Here is an 18728-nt window from a genome sequence, read left to right on the forward strand (position 1 = left end):
TATTGACTTACCAACAAATAATTACCACTAAACTATGACTGCTCTATATCCCTTGAAATATCATATAATCCAGCTAACACTTCCGCTCTCATTTTTACAAGCTCGGGGAATTGATAGAAGAAGGCAATTTTTTTATATTTTAATTCTGTTCCTTCTTTCACCTTTTTTGAATTTTGTAATATAAACGCTGTAAATGTATCTGCGATATCTTCCGCTACATTTGTCGTTCCATACAGTGAAACAAACTCACCATGCTTTTCCTTAAAAAATTCAATTTGAGCTTCTTCGCTTTCTTCCACTTTCTTTTCTGTCCACTCCTGGTCAATTGGTTTCCAGAACAAATTATAAAATTGATTTATATAAGAGCTCTCCTTCGCACATCCTTCTTGTAAGAAAAGAGATTTACATTTATTTTGGTATGATGAAATATCTTTATCTTCTTCAAAAGCCTTTAAGTACTTTTCATTTACTGGTATTTGTTTATGTCCCAGTGTCAATACGTGAGCCGTCTCATGTATTAATGTTTTCATCACTTGATCGATATTCACTGCTGAATCAAGCGTATCTAAACTAATGGTCCACTCTTTCGGATACTCCATAATCGGCATAACGTGGGCGACAATTCCGTCGTATCCATCTGTTACCATGTCAAACTCTTTTATGTCAGTGCGATACTTAACTGGAATAAGAGTGCTGTACATCTCCCATAACGATTCATGATAATCCCTATCTTGACGTTGCTTTAATACTTCTTCTTTCGCGTCCTTATCATCCGCAAAAACCTTATTCAATCGTTTGCGATCTAGTTTATCGAAATAAGGATCTACAATTTCATCACCATCAATATAATAAGAAGCTAAAAAGAAATAATTTTCATCATCCTCTTTTTTTATTTCCGCTTCTTTCATATCGTTATTTGAATGTCCTTCTAAATCATAATCCTCTAGTACTTCAAGTTCTGAAAGTCCATCTATCTTTTTATATACTTTTTGAAGCGTTTTATCACCTATTTGTGTGCATTCTTCTGTCGTTTCGCACACATCTTTTTTCTCTCTTTGCGAAGTTTTTTCCGCCATATCACATCCAGCTACTAAGCCAATTGAAAGTATAAAACAAACTAATTTCCCATACAGTTCTTTCATATGAACCTCCGTCGTTACAGTCTACAAAAATATGATAATCATTTTTTCACAAATATGCGATAATTATTTATAAAAACTTTGAGGAGGTTACATATGATTCGTGCGGTGTTATTTGATTTAGATGGGACACTATTAGATCGTCGGCAATCTTTAGTACGATTTATTCACGACCAATACAATCGCTTTTCTCTTCATTTTATAAACATAGAACAAGCCGAGTATTGCTCTCGTTTTCTTGAACTCGATAATAATGGATATACGTGGAAGGATAGAGTATACGATTCTCTTCTTTCTGAATACGGCATTAACACTTTAACATCAGAGCAACTGCTGCACGACTACATTACAAATTTTCAACATCATTGTATCCCTTTCCCAAACATGCATGAATTACTTCAACGACTAACTCAGCAAAATATAAAAATCGGTATTATTACAAACGGCTTTACTGATTTCCAAATGAACAACCTTCGAGCACTAAACATACATACGTATACAAACACAATTCTCGTTTCAGAAGCGGAAGGAATTAAGAAACCACACCGAGAAATTTTCGAACGAGCTTTACAAAAGCTGAATGTAAAAGCCGAAGAATGTCTTTACGTTGGAGATCATCCAGAAAACGATGTGCTCGGTTCTGAACAAGTAGGAATTCTTGGCGTTTGGAAGAGAGATTTATTTTGGGGTGACTTTGAACATTCACGTGTGGTGGATGATTTGTTGGAGGTTCTTTCGTTTTTAGAGCTGAAGGTAAAAACAATACAATAGTAAATAAATTATATTAGCGATTTTTCGAATATATCGACCGCAACTCCAAATATATCAGCGATTTTTGAAATATATCGACCGCAACTCCAAATATATCAGCGATTTTTGAAATATATCGACCGCAACTCCAAATATATCAGCGATTTTTGAAATATATCGATTTACCGACAAAAAGTGACAATAGTAAGTGGATACTTTCATTCCCAAATGCCTCCCTAAAAGTAAAGATATATTCACACCTTTTTTGGGTATTTAATCAAAAAAAGAAACCGGCCATTTTACTTCGTAAAACAGCCGATTTCTTCTATATGTTTCATCGTACGCGCTAATACATCATCGCGCATAATAAAGCTAAATTTTCTATCAGTTTTAATATTATCAGGAATGTCTTTTAATAAAACAGACCCTTTCGTTTCTTCGTAATGCGTATGCTGCTCTACCGCACTAATTGTTGCAAAATAAATGTTTTTAATGATTATTTTGTCTTTTCCGGATACTTTGTATTGCCCTAAGTAAGTTAAATCAGAAACTATGCCGCCGGTTTCCTCATGAACTTCTCGAACTGCCGCTTCTTCCGGTGTTTCCCCGAGTTCTACTTTACCACCTGGAAATTCAAGACCACGGCGTAAATGATGCGTTAATAACCATTGATCCCCGTACCGGCATACAACCCAAACATGCTTTGGCTCAGGAGAAAATGGGTAACGTTCAAACGATAATTGTACAGTGTTGTGGTAATAATCTTTAAATTTGTACATGCCATTACTCCCCTATTGATGATTACAAGTTTTTCCTACCACAAATTGTAGCATATTCTCGCTTTTCTGCATAATATTATCCAATTACAATCCATTGATTATTCCCATTTGCGCGACTAATTCTTTCGTTTCATGATTCCCTAGATCATAAATCATTTTATATGCTTTTTGTAGTTGTTCATCATATCGATCATTATTCGAATCGTGATGATACTCAACGAATGGAACGTGGGAGCGTACATACGAACCTAAGTCCTCTTCATACGCTTGATCAAAATACTCTCTTAACTCCGTAATCTCTTCGTCATTTGCATAAATTTCAAAATTATACGTATCCGCCGTCTTCACTTGTGAAATTTGACCATTTCCAACTGATATATAATATGTTTTTTTATGCTCCATGTAACACCCTTCTTTCATCCTTTTAATTTCTATTGTTTTCATCAATTACAAAATTATGTAAAATAAAGAAAAGGAGGGATTTCATGCTCAAAATATTAATTATCGGCATTATAATCGTACTGATCGTATTAGTACTCTCCGTTATGACGATCAATAAAGGTTACGCATATAAACATTCCGTTGATAAACCAGAAGATAATCCTTACTCGAAAGATAATAAGGAGAACTCATAGTATACTTCGTATCGTAATCGCACTCACGGTGATAATTATGTCGGCAATTGGGCTCTATACAGATCAAAATAACTTTCTACCACTTTCACAATTTCTATTAGGGGTTTTAATGTTTCTCATCGCAATTGAGCAAATAAAAAAGAAGGAGGATCCTTTATGTTAAAAGGATTTCGAATTACTTTTTCACTTATCGCTTTATCTATAGCAATCTATAGTTTTATCAGCGGCAACAGAGACATTATGCCTTACATGTTTATTCCCTTAGGATTGATGGCTTTCACTATAGGTCTAGAAGAAATAAAAAAACATAGACAATCTAGTGGCACACTTGCTTTCATAGCTGGCGCTGCTGCTTTATTACTTGGCTTCTCAGAAATATTCCGGTAAATAGTCTATTTAAAGGAGGTATACAATGTTAACTGGATTACGGATTTTTTTAGCACTTCTCACGCTTCTCGTACTCTCTCTTTGCACTTATTCTCTTATTACCGATAATTTCACACTTCTCCCATACATACAATTTACTCTCAGTTGTTCCTTTATTCTTCTAGGAATTAATGAACTGAAATCCGGAAGAAAATCAATGAGTATTCCGTTTTTTTTCGTTTCTAGTCTTATATTCTTCGTTTTAATATCGAACTACTTTCGCTACATGTAGCATTAAACTTTAAATACCAACTACGAACTGTTATTACATTGGAGTCTAATTTAAAAATACAAAAAGGTAGGGGTTAGTATGCTAAAAACTTTTCGCATTATATCCGCTCTTATCGTCATCGCTCTCGCTCTATATGGAATGTTTGCAAATCCGCTTGTTATTATGCCCTATATGCTTATTGCCTTATCTATTATGACTTTCATCATGAGCGCAGAAGAAAAACAAAAACAAAAGAAATTAAATAGTACACTCTCTTTCTTTTCTGGTGTATTCACTTTAATCGTCGCTATTATAATTATGATTTCTCGATAACTAACTCTTTCTACTTAAAAGGGGCTAAAATGCACATAAAACAAATACAACTAATCATCGTTTTTATTACTTTAATTCTATGTTTGTACAGCACTTTTACAATGAATTTCCAAATCTTTTCACCTATCATTTTATTGCTCTTTAGCTTATATGGCATTTTAGTAGGAATTGAGACCATTCAAAAACAGCAAAAGCAAATTGGAGCTATTAGCATCGATTTAAGTCTTTTTACGATTGTTTTTGTTATTCCATTTATACTGTTCTTTTAAAGGAGGATTCCATGTTAAAAAACATTCGAATTATACTAGCAACGATTGCCCTCATTCTCGCTCTACTTAACCTCTTTGCAAACTTCTCTATGCTTTTACCATTCGTATTTATCCTTTTAAGTATTATGTTTATCCTTTTTGGAATTGATGAAATAAAACAACAGCAAAAAGCAAAAGCATTTGTTTATTTTCTCGTTTCCGCTGCTATTTTATATGTTGGAGTATCTAGTATACTTTCATAAAAAGAAGAGCATGTTTTCTCTTAACAAAATAAAAAACTGCCCTTTCACAGGCAGTTTTCCTTTTTATCCAAACACTTTCTCAAGTTCATCTTTATCTTGGCTTAGCCAGAAGTTCATTAAGCGTTGTGCTCCTTCTAAGTCATGAAGCTTCGCTTGGCCACACTGCGTTTCATTTGCAGCTGGAATTTCTGTAATTTGAACCGCATCTTTTAATGTTAGTTCTAATAAATCAATGATTTCTCGAACCGTCGGTGTTCCGCTTACAACAAGGTAATACCCTGTTTGGCAGCCCATTGGTGAAATATCGATAATATCAAAATGCGGATAACGATCAATATATTTACGTAAATTAAATGCTAATAAATGTTCTAAAGTATGAATAACATCTGGTTTCATTGCTTGTTTATTCGGTTGGCAGAAACGAATATCAAATTTATTTACAATACCGTCACTACCTACATTGTGGACTCCGCAATGTCTTACATAAGGCGCCTTTACAATCGTATGGTCTAATTCAAAGCTTTCTACTGATGGCATACAACATCTCTCCCGCTTTTAATTTAATTCCGTTATATCCAATATGATATAACGGAAATCGACATTAGTAAAGAATTATGTACGGTCGTGCTATAATACTTTAAGACTATGCTGAAAAGGAGACCATTATGAAACAGATTTTTATCGGTATTATACGCTTTTATCAAAAGTTCATTTCCCCGATGACACCGCCAACGTGCCGCTTTCATCCGACTTGCTCTCATTATGGATTAGAAGCGTTTCAAAAACACGGTGCCTTCAAAGGATTTTGGCTTACATGTAAGCGTATATTAAAATGTCACCCTTTCCATCCAGGAGGATTTGATCCTGTCCCAGATAAAAAGGATGACAAAGTAAATTCTTAATTGTCGTAACCATTCACAACTACATCTAATTTTCCTGTGTCAGGGTGAATAACAAGACCGTGAACAGGTACTTCTTCAGGAAGTAACGGATGGTTGCGAAGTACTGATACACTATGTTCTACACTTTCTTCTACACTAGAGAATCCTCGTAAGAATTGTTCTAAATCAATTCCAGAATAACGAAGTGTATCTAATTTTTCTTCTGTTACACCGCGCTCTTTCATTTTTTCGATCGTACTGCTTGCTTGAATTTTTGCCATACCACAATCGTGGTGACCAACAACACATACTTCTTCGGCACCAAGTTCATATACAGCAACTAAAATACTACGCATAATACTTCCAAATGGATGCGAAATAACCGCGCCTGCTACTTTAATAATTTTCACATCACCGTTACGCATATTCATTGCTTTCGGTAATAATTCAACAAGACGTGTATCCATACAAGAGATAATTACCATTTTTTTATTTGGAAATTTCCCAGCTACAAACTCTTCATATTTCTTCTCTTCAACGAATTTTTCATTGTACTGCAAAATCTCGTCTAATGACTTCATAGTAAAAACCCTCTTTTCTCTCATTTACACTACATAGCTAGTGTACCAAAATATGAAAAACTCAAAAAGGATATTGCTTTATAGTAAAAAACGAATACTTTCAGATAATCGACATAATTCTTTCAAAATATACACACAGCTTTGTAACAACTCTCACATACCTTACTCCTATTTTCACTATAAACTGATTGTAGATAATGTAAAAAAGGAGTGAATATTTATTATGTCCGACGTTCTGTTACTGAGTCGTTTTCAATTTGCAATTACTATTTTTTATCACTTTTTATTTGTACCTTTGACAATCGGACTTGTTATTTTAGTAGCATGTATGGAAACTCAATACGCCCGCACATTGAATCCAACATACCGCAAAATGGCAAATTTCTGGGGTAAATTATTTACAATTAACTTCGTAATGGGGATTATAACCGGGATTACGATGGAGTTCCAATTTGGAACAAACTGGTCTGAGTACTCCAAATATATGGGAGATATTTTCGGATCACCTCTTGCAATCGAAGCACTTGTTGCCTTTTTCTTAGAATCTACTTTCATGGGAATATGGTTATTCGGTAAAGACAAAATCTCACCAAAGTTCCGTGCTTTCTGTATGTGGATGGTTGCACTTGGAACAAATATTTCTGCCCTTTGGATTATTACAGCAAACGGCTTTATGCAAAATCCTGTTGGCTATGTAATACGTAATGGCCGCGCTGAATTAAATGACTTCTGGGCTCTTGTTACAAATCCATATGCATGGAATATGTTCTTCCATACTGTAATTGGTTGTTATATTGTCGGTGCTTTCTTCGTTATGGCAATTAGTGCATATCACTTACTACGTAAAAATGAAGTGGAATTCTTCAAAAAATCATTTAAGTTTGGTTTAATGTTAGGGTTATTCGCAGCAACTATTACACCTTTTATGGGACATCAATCCGGTGTATCAGCAGCTAAGTATCAACCAGCAAAAGGAGCTGCAATGGAAGCTGTTTGGGAAACTGGAAAAGGACAAGGCTTCTCAATCATTCAAATTCCTGATGTGAAAAACGAAAAGAACTTTGAATTCCTTACTATTCCAAAACTCGGAAGTTTCTTCTATACAAACTCATTTGATGGAGAAATTGTTGGTTTAAAAGATATTCCGAAAGAAGATCGTCCAAACGTTAACCTCGTGTACTATAGCTTCCGCTTAATGGTGGCACTTGGCATGTTCTTTATGGCATTAACTTGGTTCGGTTTCTATTTAAACCGAAAAGGAAAACTAGAAAACTCAAAACGTTATTTAAAAATTACAATGTGGTCTGTCTTACTTCCTTATATTGCAATTAACGCTGGTTGGATTGTTGCTGAAGTAGGGCGTCAACCGTGGACAGTTTATAAACTAATGCGTACAGCAGAATCTGTGTCACCTATATCAGTTCCACAAATTTGGTTCTCATTAATTAGTTTAATATTGTTCTACACTTTACTCTTAATTGCAGACGTATACTTAATGCTGAAGTTCGCGAAAAAAGGACCAGCTGCATTAGAAGAACCTGCTACTGAAGGAGGTACAGCTCATGTCTCATGATATGCTTGCAGTCATCTGGTTCGGTTTATGGGGCGTAATTTGGACAGTTTACTTCATTCTTGATGGCTACGCACTCGGTAACGGGATGATTTTCCCATTCGTTGCGAAAGACCGACAAGAACGAAATCAATTACAAGAAGCTATTGGTCCGTTCTGGGGTGGTAATGAAGTATGGTTAATTACAGCTGGTGGCGCAACATTTGCTGCCTTCCCAATCACATATGCAAATATGTTTAGTTACCTGTATACACCACTATTTTTAGTATTACTTGCACTATTTGCTCGTGCCGCTGGACTTGAATTTATGCATAAAGACGATTCACCAATTTGGCAAAAAACTTGTAAATGGGCATTTACAATTGGTAGTTTCCTAATCGCCTTCTTATTCGGTGTTACATTCGCTAACCTGTATTACGGGCTGCAAATCGGAAAAAACGGTTATGAAGGAAATTTACTTAGCTTATTAAACCATTATGGTATTTTAGGTGGTCTTTTCTTCACTACTATATTCGTCGTATCTGGTGCCCTTTGGATTATGATTAAAACAACTGGCGAAGTATCTGATCGTGCTTATAAAATCGCAAGACCATTTTCAATGGCAGCTGCTATCATTTTAGCTATCTTCTATGTCGCAACTGCAAATCGTACAAATTTATTCCAAAACTTCACGGAATATCCTGTACTATTCATTCTTCCAGTACTTGCAATGTTAATGAGTGTACTCGCACTTATTATGGTGTACAAACATAAAATTGGCCTTGCATTCACATTCGTTTGCTTAACAATCGCAATGTTTATGACAACTGGCTTTGCAGGTATGTTCCCAAGAATGTTACCATCACGTATTAACGACGCATACAGCACAACGTTATATAACGCAGCCGGTAGTGAATTAAACTTAAAAATTATGTTCTTCGTTGCAATCGTCATGGTACCAATCGTTATTGGATATCAACTTTGGAGCTACAGCATATTTAAAAATAAAATTCATAAAGACTCTGCTAAAGGGTATCACTAAAATGAAAAAGACACTTCGAGCGAAGTGTCTTTTTTCTTATACGTATGATTTCCGATGCGATGTTACATTTCTAATCTAACAACTATGATAAAGAAGTATCACTAACAGCTCACAGCTAAATTGTATCACAGGGCAAACACATCACTTTATGCAATTTTACATATAAAAATTATAACGTAGATTGAATTACTTGGTCATACACATCGTTATCCGTTACATCTGCCGTACTAATACCACTGAATGTCCTCACATTTAATCCGGTATTTGAAGATCCCGATCCATTATAAGCTTTCGTTTTTTCAATTGGATGTACGTTATATTTATCACCTAAGTTAATTGTTCCGTTACAGTTTTCAATAATAACACCTTCAACAATAGCTGGCATTTTGTCACCTACTTTCATTTCGTTACTTTCAGTGTATGAAAAATGCCTATAAAAATAGCTTATTTATATGAGAAAAAGCACTCAGAAGAGTGCTTTTTCTCATACCATGAATAGCTAGTTTGGAGACAGTTGACTTCTTCAAAATTTTATTAGGGGTAATATTTTGAAAAAGAAAGCCTTTCATATGTAGCTTAACACCGCTGGAATATATAGTAAATTGATAATCTTTATACGGAAGATTGCTAATGTTTAGTATAGATATTTTCCACTATATCAACAGTGATAACTATCTACACTAAACAACAAAAAGGCGCCTTTTAAAAAGACGCCCTTTCCCCTGTTTATATACAGCCCATCCCACTTTTCGTAAACACACACTAGAAAACAGAATCATGAATCGTTACAAGATTGTTAGATACAAAAAGAGTAGAGGCTAATGTTTGTATACAATTCTGCTTTATAGCATGTATCCACAATTTATATTTTAATCCTCTTTCATTAAAAAGGAACAAAATATGCAAAATTACATATTTCAAAGAAAAAGACACTCTACAGAGTGCCCTCTAAACCATTTTACTTTTAATATATCGCTTTGAATACATTTTATCATATTTATCTATATCGTTTATTGAGAAAATTCTAAATCGTTATTTTAATTATTAATAACTTCAAAATCATGTAGTATTAGGGGTGCAATAAAAACATCATAAAAATTGAGGTGTACTATATTTATGTATTTTGGAATTATTCCTCTTATATTGTTTATTATTTTTCTTATCTCTTACTTAAAAGATCCGCGAAAAATAATAAATGGCTTTTTATTTAATGCCTTTTTCTGTTCTTTTCTATTATTTTGTGCAGTCGTCTCGTTTGCATCTGGTAATAACGCTTTACATTTTATCGTTATTATTCCCATGATAGCGCTAATTGTAATGATACCTTTTGCTATAGTCGCTTTAATGTTTGGGCTATTTCTTAATGCGAGAATCTTGATGAAGCGTGAAGGAAGACGCTTTACAAACTCTTTAACTTTAATTGCAGCTTTAGGGATTTTATTCTTTATGCTACTCCCTATCATAAATCCAGCAAGTTTAGTCTCAACACACTTTCAATTTATTTTTGCTGGTATTTCTCTTATAACTATGTATTTCTTTATACATTTATCTAACTTCTTAAGCGCTTATTTTCTATACCAATTCAATAGACCGAGACGTAATCAAGATTTCATCATCGTTCTTGGTAGCGGCTTAATTAATGACAAAGTGCCACCTTTACTTGCAAGTCGTATTAATAAAGCTATCGACTTCTATTGGAAACAAGCAGCTGTGAATACACCACCAACAATTATTTTCTCTGGTGGACAAGGTCCAGATGAAGGGCTTCCTGAAGCAGAAGCGATGCAAAATTATGCGGTTGAAAAAGGAATTCCTCTTGAACATACAGTGCAAGAAAATCGCTCTGTAAACACATATCAAAATATGTCGTTCTCTAAAGAAATTATGGATTCATTAAAACCTGAAGGTAAGTATAAAAGTATCTTTACAACGAATAATTTCCATCTTTTCCGAGCTGGTATATATGCAAAACAAGCCAGTCTGAATAGCCAAGGAATCGGATCAAAAACAGCATTTTATTACTGGCCTAACGCAATGATTCGCGAATATGTTGCAATCGTCGTTATGGGACGTAAACGACATATGAAAGTGTGCGGAACTATTTTAGGATTCTCTTTATTCCTAACAGTAGTTAGTTTTATATTTTCTTAACAACCTCCCATCCTTTGAACGGATGGGATTTTTTATACGAATTCCAAAAATATTTTAATGATAATATGGTGATAATATTCCCTGCATACATCCATTAAAGGAGAATTTTTTCAAATAAAATGTTAGAATGAACTTTAGATGTGAATTATGTAACAAATACGAAACTAGTTTGAAACGAGGAAATTATATGGAGAGAATTATGAAAAACAAACCCAATAAGCTAAAAATCGCTTTTAAAGCTTTGATGATTATTATTGGGGCATTTATCACAGCGTACGGATTAGAAGCTGTATTAATTCCAAATAACGTATCCGACGGTGGTGTAACTGGTTTAAGTATCGTTAGTTCAAGATTATTCGGATTACCATTAGGTCTTCTAATCGCAGTCGTTAACATCCCTTTCGTTTGGTTAGGATATAAACAAATCGGTAAAAGCTTTGCACTTTATTCTATTATCGGGATTGCTTCACTAGCAGTAGGTACCGTTCTCATGCACGGAGTACCAACAATTATTGAGGGCGATACACTTTTAATTACTGTTGTTGGTGGTATTATTATCGGTTTTGGTATGGGACTAGCATTACGTAATGGCGGGGCATTAGATGGAATCGATATGCTAGCCGTATTACTTTCTAGAAAGTTACCATTTGGAACAAGTGATCTTATCTTATTCTTAAATATGTTTGTCTTTATTTTTGTCTCAACAGTATTTGGTCTTCAAGGAGCTATCCTTTCGGCGATTGCTTACTTTATCGCTTCTAAAGTAATTCATATTGTTGAAGTTGGTTTAAGTGGTTCTAAAACGTTTAAAATCATTACAAAAGAACCTGAATTAATAGTAGAAACAATTCGTGATCGTTTAGGTCGAAGTGCAACATACAATGAAGTTTATGGTGGGTATTCAAGAGAGAAATTTAAAGAAATCTCTTGTGTAATTAACCGTTTAGAAGAAAGTAAAATGAAAGAACTTATTCATGAAATTGATCCAAATGCCTTTATTACAGTGTATGACGTAGCAGAAGTAAAAGGCGGTAATTTCAAGAAGCATGATATTCATTAATCGTTATGAAAAACGAGGCTGTGCCAACATTTGGGCACAGCCTCTTCTTATTATTAAGTTGCTACCGTTGTCAGTTTTTGTCGGTAAATCGATATATTTCAAAAATCGCTGATATAATTTTACTCCCCCCATCTTCCTCCGCTTTTAATCCATGCTACATATTTTTGAAAGGCGGGTACTTCCTGTTGAAAGCGCAGCGGAATATATAGAAATAGAGTACATGTACATAGTATCCATAGAATACCTACTACAAAGTGAAATTTCATCGTTGTACTAATAAACAAACTCAAGAATAATACGAGGAACATAATTACACTAAATCTTTTATACATAGTCATAACAATCTCCTCCTTATAACTTAATTGTACCAGCTACAAGGAATAAATTCCCATAAAAAAAAGACCGAAAAGCAAATCCCACTTTTCGGTCTCTATGTTATCTTCTCTTCGAAATTTTCCCTGAACCGCCAACCCTTGTTTTCGGGGGAGACGTATTCTTTGGTGGCGTTTTAATAGATGATTTCGGCTTCACATCAGATCCGCTCGAGCCACCTGGATTTTTCGTGATTTTTCCTTTACTTCCGGTAGAAGGCGGAGGCGTCGTTTTACTTCCTTTTTCCGTAATACTTCCTTTATCACCTACAGATGATTTCGGATCTACATTATCGCCTCGCTTAATAATAGATCCTTTCCCTTCCTTCGTAATTGGAGGCGGGGTTTTCTTTTCTTCTTTCGTAGGTGGTCTTTCCGGGATAACCGGTTTATGATTTTGTCTGTCGTTATATCCGCGATAATCACCGTATGATGATTTTCGTGAACCGAATATATCGTTTAATATACTCCCCATAATATATCCTTGTAAGAAGGATGGTTGGTAATTTTGACGGACAAATTCTTCATTACTTATTTCAATTAACGTATCAGATGGTTTCTCTTTATCCTTTTGCAAATTATACATTTTATCAGAATAAACGAGGAACATTTGATTTTCGTCTTCTTTAGATGCTTGCTTCGGTTTCCTTTCGGCTATAAGTTCCTTTGCGACTTCAGGAACTGACCGATTGGCAGCCCTATACACGTAAGATTCTTGTTTACCATCCTTTGCGACAGACTCTAGCGGATAACGGTCCTGAATTGACTTCGCCTGACCACTTTGACAGCCCGATAAAGCATAGCCGGCAATAACAAGTAATGTAACGATAGCAAGTATAGGGATCACGAACGATTTAATCATGGTAAACAATCGGTTTGACATGATTACGCCCCCCTTATGTTGCTCTTATGATTTGTACATCAGCAGGAATAATTGCTTCTCCCTCATACATCATTGTGCGACCATTTTGCCATTCAACACGTAATAATTTGCGGTTGTCCGACTGGAATTCCCATACGTACTGTTCTTCTGAAGCAGCGAATGGCGTTTTCCCCATAACAACAACACGTCCATTATATTGTTCTTCCATATGATACTCTATATCATCCATTTCAATCGTCGTCGGAATTTCATCAATTGAATCTAAACGACCATCAATCGGTGTATACAATTTGTAATACGTATTTTCACGGTCTTCAATTTTTAAATAACGAATATCTTTCCCGTCCTGTAAAGTTAAAACAATTTCCTTGCGAGAATGCATGCTCGTTTTCCCAGTTAATTCGTACATGACTAACGACACTTCAATCATATCTCCAGGAGCTAACGTTAAGAGACTCTTTTCTGGTTTCGGCGGCTCTGGGCTCTTCATTATATTTTTAATACGTTTAAATAAGCTCACAATCTACCCCTCCTTTTCTCTTTATAAACAAGCACCTAAAATAAGTGCACCAACGATATGTAATGAACCAGCTAACATCGCATGTGCTACGCTGCCTTCTTTCGTTCCTTCTTCTAAATCTAAACCAGACATTTTCTTTAACACAAACTCAATGAACATTTCTACAACTAATAAAATAACGAAAGAAACTGCTGAGGCAAGAAGCGCCTGCCATAAATCATTTGCTTTCGTAATCGATTGTGACAAAATGTATCCTTGAGCGAATAATTTCATAACGAAACGTGTTGTCACTGCTGTGTTTCCATTTTTTATTTCTTTTAAATCATTGTATTTTGTAAAAATCGAATCAACCCACATAATTGCAAATAAAAGTACCGCACTCGCTCCAGTCCATACAAGCATAGCTAAAACATTCATCCACGTCATTACAAAACCTCCTCTAAAATAGTAATAGAAAACCGACATGAATCCTCTTCAGACATGTCGGTTTCTTTGTCTATTCTATATTATTTCTCGTACTGCTTCATAATACGAGCTAATTCATCGTCAACAACAGAATTTTTGTTTAAGCTTGCAAATTCATCATCTAACGACTTTTCTTTCTTGTAAATTTCACCGCTTGCTTCTGCTTCAGCCTCTAATTGAAGTGCTTTCTCTTCCATACGGCTTAAACCAGCTTTTGCTGAATTTGAATCGAATCCAGACATCGCCTGATTAATATTCTTTTGTGCTTTCGCTGCATTTACACGCGCTACAAGTGTTTCACGCTTATTTTTCAGCTCTGTTAATTGTTTACGCATTTCTTCTAGCTTAAGGCGAAGGTTATCAGCAGCAGCTTTGTTTTGCTCATAGCTTGCTTTATACTCATTCATCTTTTGCTCTGCATTTTGTTTTTCTTCTAATGCACGGCGCGCAAGATCTAAGTTGCTAGCTTGAACAGCCATATGTGCTTGCTCTTCACGTTTTTTCACAAGTGCTTCTTGCTCTTCAAATAATATTTTGAATTTCTTCTCAAGTGCGATTTGAGCTGCTACACTTTTCTCAGCTTCTTGTACATCCGCTTGCATATCGCGTAAATATTGATCCGTCATCTTAACTGGATCTTCAGCTTTTTCAATTAATGAATACACATTCGACATTGTTAAATCTCTTAATCGTTTAAATACAGACATCCAAATTCCTCCTATGATATACCTCATATTTCAAATTCACTACTTGGAAAATTAAAAATCTCCCTTTTCAGTAAGAATATTCATTTTTACAACCTATGTGTTTATTATAACAAAACTAAGATGTCCTTACATGTTATTTCCAAAATACAGCTAATATAATATGACATTCCAGATATAATATTGTATTCCTACTATATCCTTATTATTTCTGCCTCCAAAATCAACTTATTTTTGCGCGATTTCACTAAATTACATAATTGTAATGTTACTGTAAGCTAACTCGATAGTTACGTTTCAACATTTCTTATACACTAATACCAGAAGCAACGGAATAACAAAAAAGCTTCTCATAATGTAAGGACTAATACAGAAACTGTATTTACTATAAAACATATAAAAAGGAGAAATCATCATGAAAAAATTAGTAGGAATCGGATTAGCAGCAGCAATTTCATTCGGAGCATTATCAGGTTGTTCTTTATTAGGAGAAAAAGCGAACGGCTTTGTATTATACGGAACAGAAGAACAAGTAGCGCAAATTGCAGATAAAAACAAAAAAGAAGTAAAAGAAAAAGATATGTATAAAATGAAACTTACAACACTTGAAGATAAAAAAGTTCTTGTAATGGATAAGAAAACTGGTGAAGAACTCGTAAAGAAAGAATTGCTTAAAAAAGTTGAAAAAGTTGGAAAAGATGAAAATACAAAACCACTTGATAAATTACCAGCTGTAACAGCAGACCAAGGTGTATTATTCGCAAAAGATAAAGTAGAAAATACTACAATTGATGGCGCAAAATTAAACTATGAAGGTAATACAATTATCGGAAGTGGCCGCGCATATGCAGACATGTTCGCAATTGTTGACGATGCAACTTACGGAAATGTAAAAGGTGAAGAAAAATCTGTAGGTGTACTAAAATTCGATAAGGACCCTAGTAAAGAATTCCCTGGAAAGAACGGTGTAGAAGCAGCTCAGCTTGTTACAATTAAAAAGTAAGTAAAAAAGCTTTGCGAAATTCGCAAAGCTTTTTTCTATTTATGGGCAATTTGCTCCATATCCGGACTACAAGTTTGCGACTGACATGACTTACTTAAAGAGCATGCTGCGCATTTTCCCTTTTTACTTCTCTTTACAAAATTAACTAACGTATATGCTGCATAACCAAAAATGATAGCTCCAATTATAATATTGACCATCATTGCAATACATCTCCTTCTAGAATCCGAGTAAGGATCCAACTTGGTATATAATGAGCGTTAATACATAAGCAACAACGAGCGGATAAACGACAGAGAAAACTGTCCATTTCATCGATCCTGTTTCACGTTTAATAACAGCTACTGTCGCTAAGCACGGAACATATAATAAAATAAAGAACATAAATGCATAGGCTGATAGCGCAGTATAATGTGCTCCCATTACATTTCCTAGCACATCTTCTTTAACCGCATAAATAATTGCCATTGTAGAAACGACAACTTCTTTCGCTAAAAATCCTGTTAAAAGGGATGCTGCAGCTTGCCACGTTCCAAAACCGAGCGGTGCAAATAGTGGTGCGATAAATCCACCAATCATTGCTAAGTAACTGTCTCCCATATCAACACCAAATCCTGATGGACCTGCATAGTTTAATAACCAAATGACAACAGAACCACCGAAGATGAATGTACCTGCTTTACGAACAAATCCTTTACCTTTCTCCCACGTGCTGAGCCATAACGTTTTCGCTTGCGGCACACGGTAAGGTGGTAGTTCAATGACAAAAATAGATTTTTCCGCTTTTAAAATAGTAAGAGACATAATTTTTGTAACAAGTAACGCAAGAACAATACCTGCGATATATAAAGAGAACACAACAGTTGCCTGACTATTAGGGAAGAACACTCCCGCAAATAATGCATATACAGGTAAACGTGCTGAACAAGACATAAATGGTGTTACAAGAACTGTAAGTAAACGTTCTTTTTCTTGTTCAATCGTTCTCGCTGCCATAATACCTGGAACGTTACATCCAAAGCCGATAATCATCGGAATGAACGCTTTTCCGTTTAAACCGAAAAACTCCATAATTCTATCCATAACAACTGCAATTCGTGCCATATATCCTGAGTCTTCTAATAATGAAATGAAGAAGAATAGTGCAAAGATTTGTGGAACGAATACTAATACCGCACCAACGCCAGCAATAATACCTTCTGTAACGAGTGCTTGAATAAAGTCAGAAGCGCCAACACTTGTGAGCCCAGCTGTAACCCAATCAGTAAGTTGTCCTCCAAAAAATCCATCAAGCATATCCGATAAAGGTGTACCAATCCACGTAAACGTAACCTGAAAAATAAAAAACATAACTGCTAAAAAGATTGGAAGTCCTAAAATTTTATGTGTAATTAACCTATCGATTTTTTCCGAAAAAGGAATTTTTCCTTCTTTCTCATGCTGCATAACATTTGTTTTTAACTTTTCAATATACGCTTCACGAGTCTTGTAAATGTGCTCCTCCAACGTACAATCAAGTTTTCCATCTAAACGAGATCGAATGGCTATAAGTTCCTTATAAATTGGTAGTGCTTTCATTTCTTTTTCTACTACTTCGTTATTGCTTAGAAATTGTAGGGCTAACCATCTCGGATGCTCATAATTCGCTGTCTCTAAAAGAGCGATTATCTCTCCAATTCCTTCATCCATTTGTACACCATATGAAATAATGAATGGCTTTTTCTCTTTTTGTTTCTCTTCATGCAGAGTAGTAAGTAATTCTTCACAGCCTTTTCCGGTTCTTGCGATGACAGGAACGACTGTTACACCTAATATTTCTGATAACCGTTTTACATTAATCACAATTCCTCTTTGCTTTGCCACATCAACCATATTTAAACCAATTGAAACGGGCTTACCAAATTCAAGTAATTGCAATGTTAAATGCATATTCCGCTCAAATTGAGAAGAATCCACTATATTTAACATATGATGAAATTCGTCTGTTAGTAGAAAATTCGTAACGACACCTTCATCACGTGAAACTGGATTCAAATCATAGACGCCTGGTAAATCAATTAATGTTCCTTGCTTATCTTTTAATTTACCAACCTTCTTTTCTACTGTTACACCGCTCCAGTTTCCTACATACTCATAAGAACCAGTAAGTGCATTAAATAATGATGTTTTCCCTGTATTCGGATTCCCTAGCAAAGCAACCTTATTCACGCTAATTCCACCTTTATCATTTTCGCGTCACAATGACGAATACTAATTAACTGCCCACGACACTCCAATGTACAAGGACCTTTAAACATCGCTTTCTGTTTTATGCGAAGTTCGCTTCCTTCCGCAAGACCAAAAGCAGCTAGTCTACGCTTTAATAACTGATCTAACGACTGAATACTTTTTACTAACACTTTCTCACCAATTTTAATATCTACTAAGCTCATAACCTTCCCCCTCAGAAGAGAATGATAATTATTTTCAAAAAAATTATATCATACTCTATTTCACTTGGACTATACCTTTTCACTTCATATTTATTAACATTTCAATACAATTCTATTTCAATAATTGTCATAAGGTATTCGTTTGCCATTCTCATCCATTTCGCTTACAATAAACAATAACAAATAAAGAATCTCGTTATCGCAGGGGGAGCCTTACCGCTGAGAGGGAACATTTCGTTCCGACCCTTTGAACCTGTTAGTTAATGCTAACGCAGGGATTGTGCAAACGTCCGAAATACATA

At 35.0% G+C, this 18728-nt stretch carries 26 protein-coding genes and 1 riboswitch; of the genes, 12 read left to right on the forward strand and 14 right to left on the reverse strand.

Going from position 1 to position 18728, the window contains the following annotated elements; genetic code table 11:
• Window positions 1-32: 32 nt before the first annotated feature.
• On the reverse strand, window positions 33-1142 hold the full coding sequence (locus NSQ47_RS17370; protein WP_341037501.1) for a recombinase family protein: 1110 nt from the start codon (window positions 1140-1142) through the stop codon (window positions 33-35).
• A 93-nt stretch (window positions 1143-1235) separates the two neighbouring features.
• On the opposite strand from NSQ47_RS17370, the gene NSQ47_RS17375 reads away from it, so the two are divergent.
• On the forward strand, window positions 1236-1910 hold the full coding sequence (locus NSQ47_RS17375) for an HAD family hydrolase (RefSeq protein ID WP_341037502.1): 675 nt from the start codon (window positions 1236-1238) through the stop codon (window positions 1908-1910).
• 278 nt (window positions 1911-2188) lie between these two features.
• Here the strand turns inward: NSQ47_RS17375 and mutTA are convergent, their stop codons facing one another.
• A complete protein-coding gene (gene mutTA, locus NSQ47_RS17380; RefSeq protein ID WP_002015736.1) occupies window positions 2189-2668 on the reverse strand; it encodes an antimutator 8-oxo-(dGTP/GTP)ase in 480 nt (159 codons plus the stop codon).
• 84 nt (window positions 2669-2752) lie between these two features.
• Complete coding sequence (locus NSQ47_RS17385) at window positions 2753-3070, reverse strand: hypothetical protein (protein ID WP_002112448.1); 318 nt, start codon at window positions 3068-3070, stop codon at window positions 2753-2755.
• A gap of 83 nt (window positions 3071-3153) precedes the next feature.
• Here NSQ47_RS17385 and ytzI point away from each other — a divergent pair, with 83 nt between their 5' ends.
• From ytzI to NSQ47_RS17410, 5 genes are all read left to right on the forward strand, one after another.
• Window positions 3154-3303: a YtzI protein gene (gene ytzI / locus NSQ47_RS17390; protein WP_002112449.1), complete on the forward strand. Its 150-nt coding sequence runs from the start codon at window positions 3154-3156 to the stop codon at window positions 3301-3303.
• 156 nt (window positions 3304-3459) lie between these two features.
• The gene (locus NSQ47_RS17395) at window positions 3460-3690 is read left to right on the forward strand and encodes a YczI family protein (protein WP_002160114.1); all 231 of its coding nucleotides are present in this window, start codon (window positions 3460-3462) and stop codon (window positions 3688-3690) included.
• A 349-nt stretch (window positions 3691-4039) separates the two neighbouring features.
• Complete coding sequence (locus NSQ47_RS17400) at window positions 4040-4273, forward strand: DUF3953 domain-containing protein (RefSeq protein WP_341037504.1); 234 nt, start codon at window positions 4040-4042, stop codon at window positions 4271-4273.
• 29 nt (window positions 4274-4302) lie between these two features.
• Complete coding sequence (locus tag NSQ47_RS17405; RefSeq protein WP_341037506.1) at window positions 4303-4542, forward strand: hypothetical protein; 240 nt, start codon at window positions 4303-4305, stop codon at window positions 4540-4542.
• A gap of 11 nt (window positions 4543-4553) precedes the next feature.
• On the forward strand, window positions 4554-4784 hold the full coding sequence (locus tag NSQ47_RS17410; protein ID WP_341037508.1) for a YczI family protein: 231 nt from the start codon (window positions 4554-4556) through the stop codon (window positions 4782-4784).
• Window positions 4785-4847: 63 nt separating this feature from the next.
• On the opposite strand, the gene luxS is transcribed toward NSQ47_RS17410, so the two are convergent.
• On the reverse strand, window positions 4848-5321 hold the full coding sequence (luxS, locus tag NSQ47_RS17415) for an S-ribosylhomocysteine lyase LuxS (protein ID WP_001141371.1): 474 nt from the start codon (window positions 5319-5321) through the stop codon (window positions 4848-4850).
• A gap of 128 nt (window positions 5322-5449) precedes the next feature.
• Here luxS and yidD point away from each other — a divergent pair, with 128 nt between their 5' ends.
• The gene (gene yidD / locus NSQ47_RS17420; protein WP_002112460.1) at window positions 5450-5686 is read left to right on the forward strand and encodes a membrane protein insertion efficiency factor YidD; all 237 of its coding nucleotides are present in this window, start codon (window positions 5450-5452) and stop codon (window positions 5684-5686) included.
• Here the strand turns inward: yidD and NSQ47_RS17425 are convergent.
• Window positions 5683-6246, reverse strand: a complete 564-nt coding sequence (locus NSQ47_RS17425) for a beta-class carbonic anhydrase (RefSeq protein WP_002160110.1) — start codon at window positions 6244-6246, stop codon at window positions 5683-5685. The genes yidD and NSQ47_RS17425 overlap by 4 nt on opposite strands.
• 223 nt (window positions 6247-6469) lie before the next feature.
• Between NSQ47_RS17425 and cydA the strand changes: the two genes are divergently transcribed.
• Together cydA and cydB are read left to right on the forward strand one after the other, a co-directional pair.
• Entirely contained in the window at window positions 6470-7819 is a 1350-nt protein-coding gene (gene cydA / locus NSQ47_RS17430) for a cytochrome ubiquinol oxidase subunit I (protein ID WP_016106456.1), read from the forward strand.
• The gene (cydB, locus tag NSQ47_RS17435; RefSeq protein WP_002160108.1) at window positions 7809-8837 is read left to right on the forward strand and encodes a cytochrome d ubiquinol oxidase subunit II; all 1029 of its coding nucleotides are present in this window, start codon (window positions 7809-7811) and stop codon (window positions 8835-8837) included. Before cydA ends, cydB begins: the two co-directional genes overlap by 11 nt.
• Window positions 8838-9006: 169 nt before the next feature.
• Here cydB and NSQ47_RS17440 read toward each other — a convergent pair whose 3' ends face one another.
• Window positions 9007-9240, reverse strand: coding sequence for a spore germination protein (locus NSQ47_RS17440; RefSeq protein WP_002015747.1), 234 nt, complete (start codon window positions 9238-9240; stop codon window positions 9007-9009).
• 713 nt (window positions 9241-9953) lie between these two features.
• Between NSQ47_RS17440 and NSQ47_RS17445 the strand changes: the two genes are divergently transcribed.
• Window positions 9954-10988 carry a YdcF family protein gene (locus tag NSQ47_RS17445; protein ID WP_078173918.1) on the forward strand — a complete coding sequence of 345 codons (1035 nt, stop codon included), beginning with the start codon at window positions 9954-9956 and terminating at the stop codon, window positions 10986-10988.
• 187 nt (window positions 10989-11175) lie between these two features.
• Window positions 11176-12048 carry a YitT family protein gene (locus NSQ47_RS17450; protein ID WP_016106459.1) on the forward strand — a complete coding sequence of 291 codons (873 nt, stop codon included), beginning with the start codon at window positions 11176-11178 and terminating at the stop codon, window positions 12046-12048.
• A 119-nt stretch (window positions 12049-12167) separates the two neighbouring features.
• Here NSQ47_RS17450 and NSQ47_RS17455 read toward each other — a convergent pair whose 3' ends face one another.
• From NSQ47_RS17455 to NSQ47_RS17475, 5 genes are all read right to left on the reverse strand, one after another.
• Complete coding sequence (locus NSQ47_RS17455; RefSeq protein WP_341037512.1) at window positions 12168-12386, reverse strand: hypothetical protein; 219 nt, start codon at window positions 12384-12386, stop codon at window positions 12168-12170.
• Between the two features lie 97 nt (window positions 12387-12483).
• The gene (locus NSQ47_RS17460) at window positions 12484-13302 is read right to left on the reverse strand and encodes a DUF4247 domain-containing protein (protein ID WP_131232046.1); all 819 of its coding nucleotides are present in this window, start codon (window positions 13300-13302) and stop codon (window positions 12484-12486) included.
• Between the two features lie 13 nt (window positions 13303-13315).
• Window positions 13316-13822, reverse strand: a complete 507-nt coding sequence (locus NSQ47_RS17465) for a DUF4178 domain-containing protein (protein ID WP_000051748.1) — start codon at window positions 13820-13822, stop codon at window positions 13316-13318.
• Between the two features lie 21 nt (window positions 13823-13843).
• Window positions 13844-14248 (reverse strand): DUF350 domain-containing protein, encoded by a 405-nt coding sequence (locus NSQ47_RS17470; protein ID WP_000220084.1) that lies wholly within the window; start codon window positions 14246-14248, stop codon window positions 13844-13846.
• An 80-nt stretch (window positions 14249-14328) separates the two neighbouring features.
• Entirely contained in the window at window positions 14329-14994 is a 666-nt protein-coding gene (locus NSQ47_RS17475; protein ID WP_002015754.1) for a PspA/IM30 family protein, read from the reverse strand.
• A gap of 412 nt (window positions 14995-15406) precedes the next feature.
• On the opposite strand from NSQ47_RS17475, the gene NSQ47_RS17480 reads away from it, so the two are divergent.
• Window positions 15407-15994, forward strand: a complete 588-nt coding sequence (locus NSQ47_RS17480) for a lipoprotein BA_5634 family protein (protein ID WP_341037515.1) — start codon at window positions 15407-15409, stop codon at window positions 15992-15994.
• 35 nt (window positions 15995-16029) lie between these two features.
• Here NSQ47_RS17480 and NSQ47_RS17485 read toward each other — a convergent pair whose 3' ends face one another.
• From NSQ47_RS17485 to NSQ47_RS17495, 3 genes are read right to left on the reverse strand one after another with little or no spacing between them, the layout of a single operon-like run.
• Entirely contained in the window at window positions 16030-16197 is a 168-nt protein-coding gene (locus tag NSQ47_RS17485) for a FeoB-associated Cys-rich membrane protein (RefSeq protein ID WP_000989601.1), read from the reverse strand.
• 16 nt (window positions 16198-16213) lie between these two features.
• Entirely contained in the window at window positions 16214-18202 is a 1989-nt protein-coding gene (gene feoB, locus NSQ47_RS17490; RefSeq protein WP_002160102.1) for a ferrous iron transport protein B, read from the reverse strand.
• Window positions 18199-18426, reverse strand: a complete 228-nt coding sequence (locus NSQ47_RS17495) for a FeoA family protein (RefSeq protein ID WP_000060510.1) — start codon at window positions 18424-18426, stop codon at window positions 18199-18201. The genes feoB and NSQ47_RS17495 overlap by 4 nt, the downstream gene beginning before the upstream one ends.
• 194 nt (window positions 18427-18620) lie before the next feature.
• Window positions 18621-18722, forward strand: a riboswitch (TPP riboswitch).
• Window positions 18723-18728: the final 6 nt, after the last annotated feature.

It is taken from the genome of Bacillus sp. FSL R10-2780, assembly GCF_038006125.1.
GTDB classification, from domain to species: domain Bacteria; phylum Bacillota; class Bacilli; order Bacillales; family Bacillaceae_G; genus Bacillus_A; species Bacillus_A cereus_U.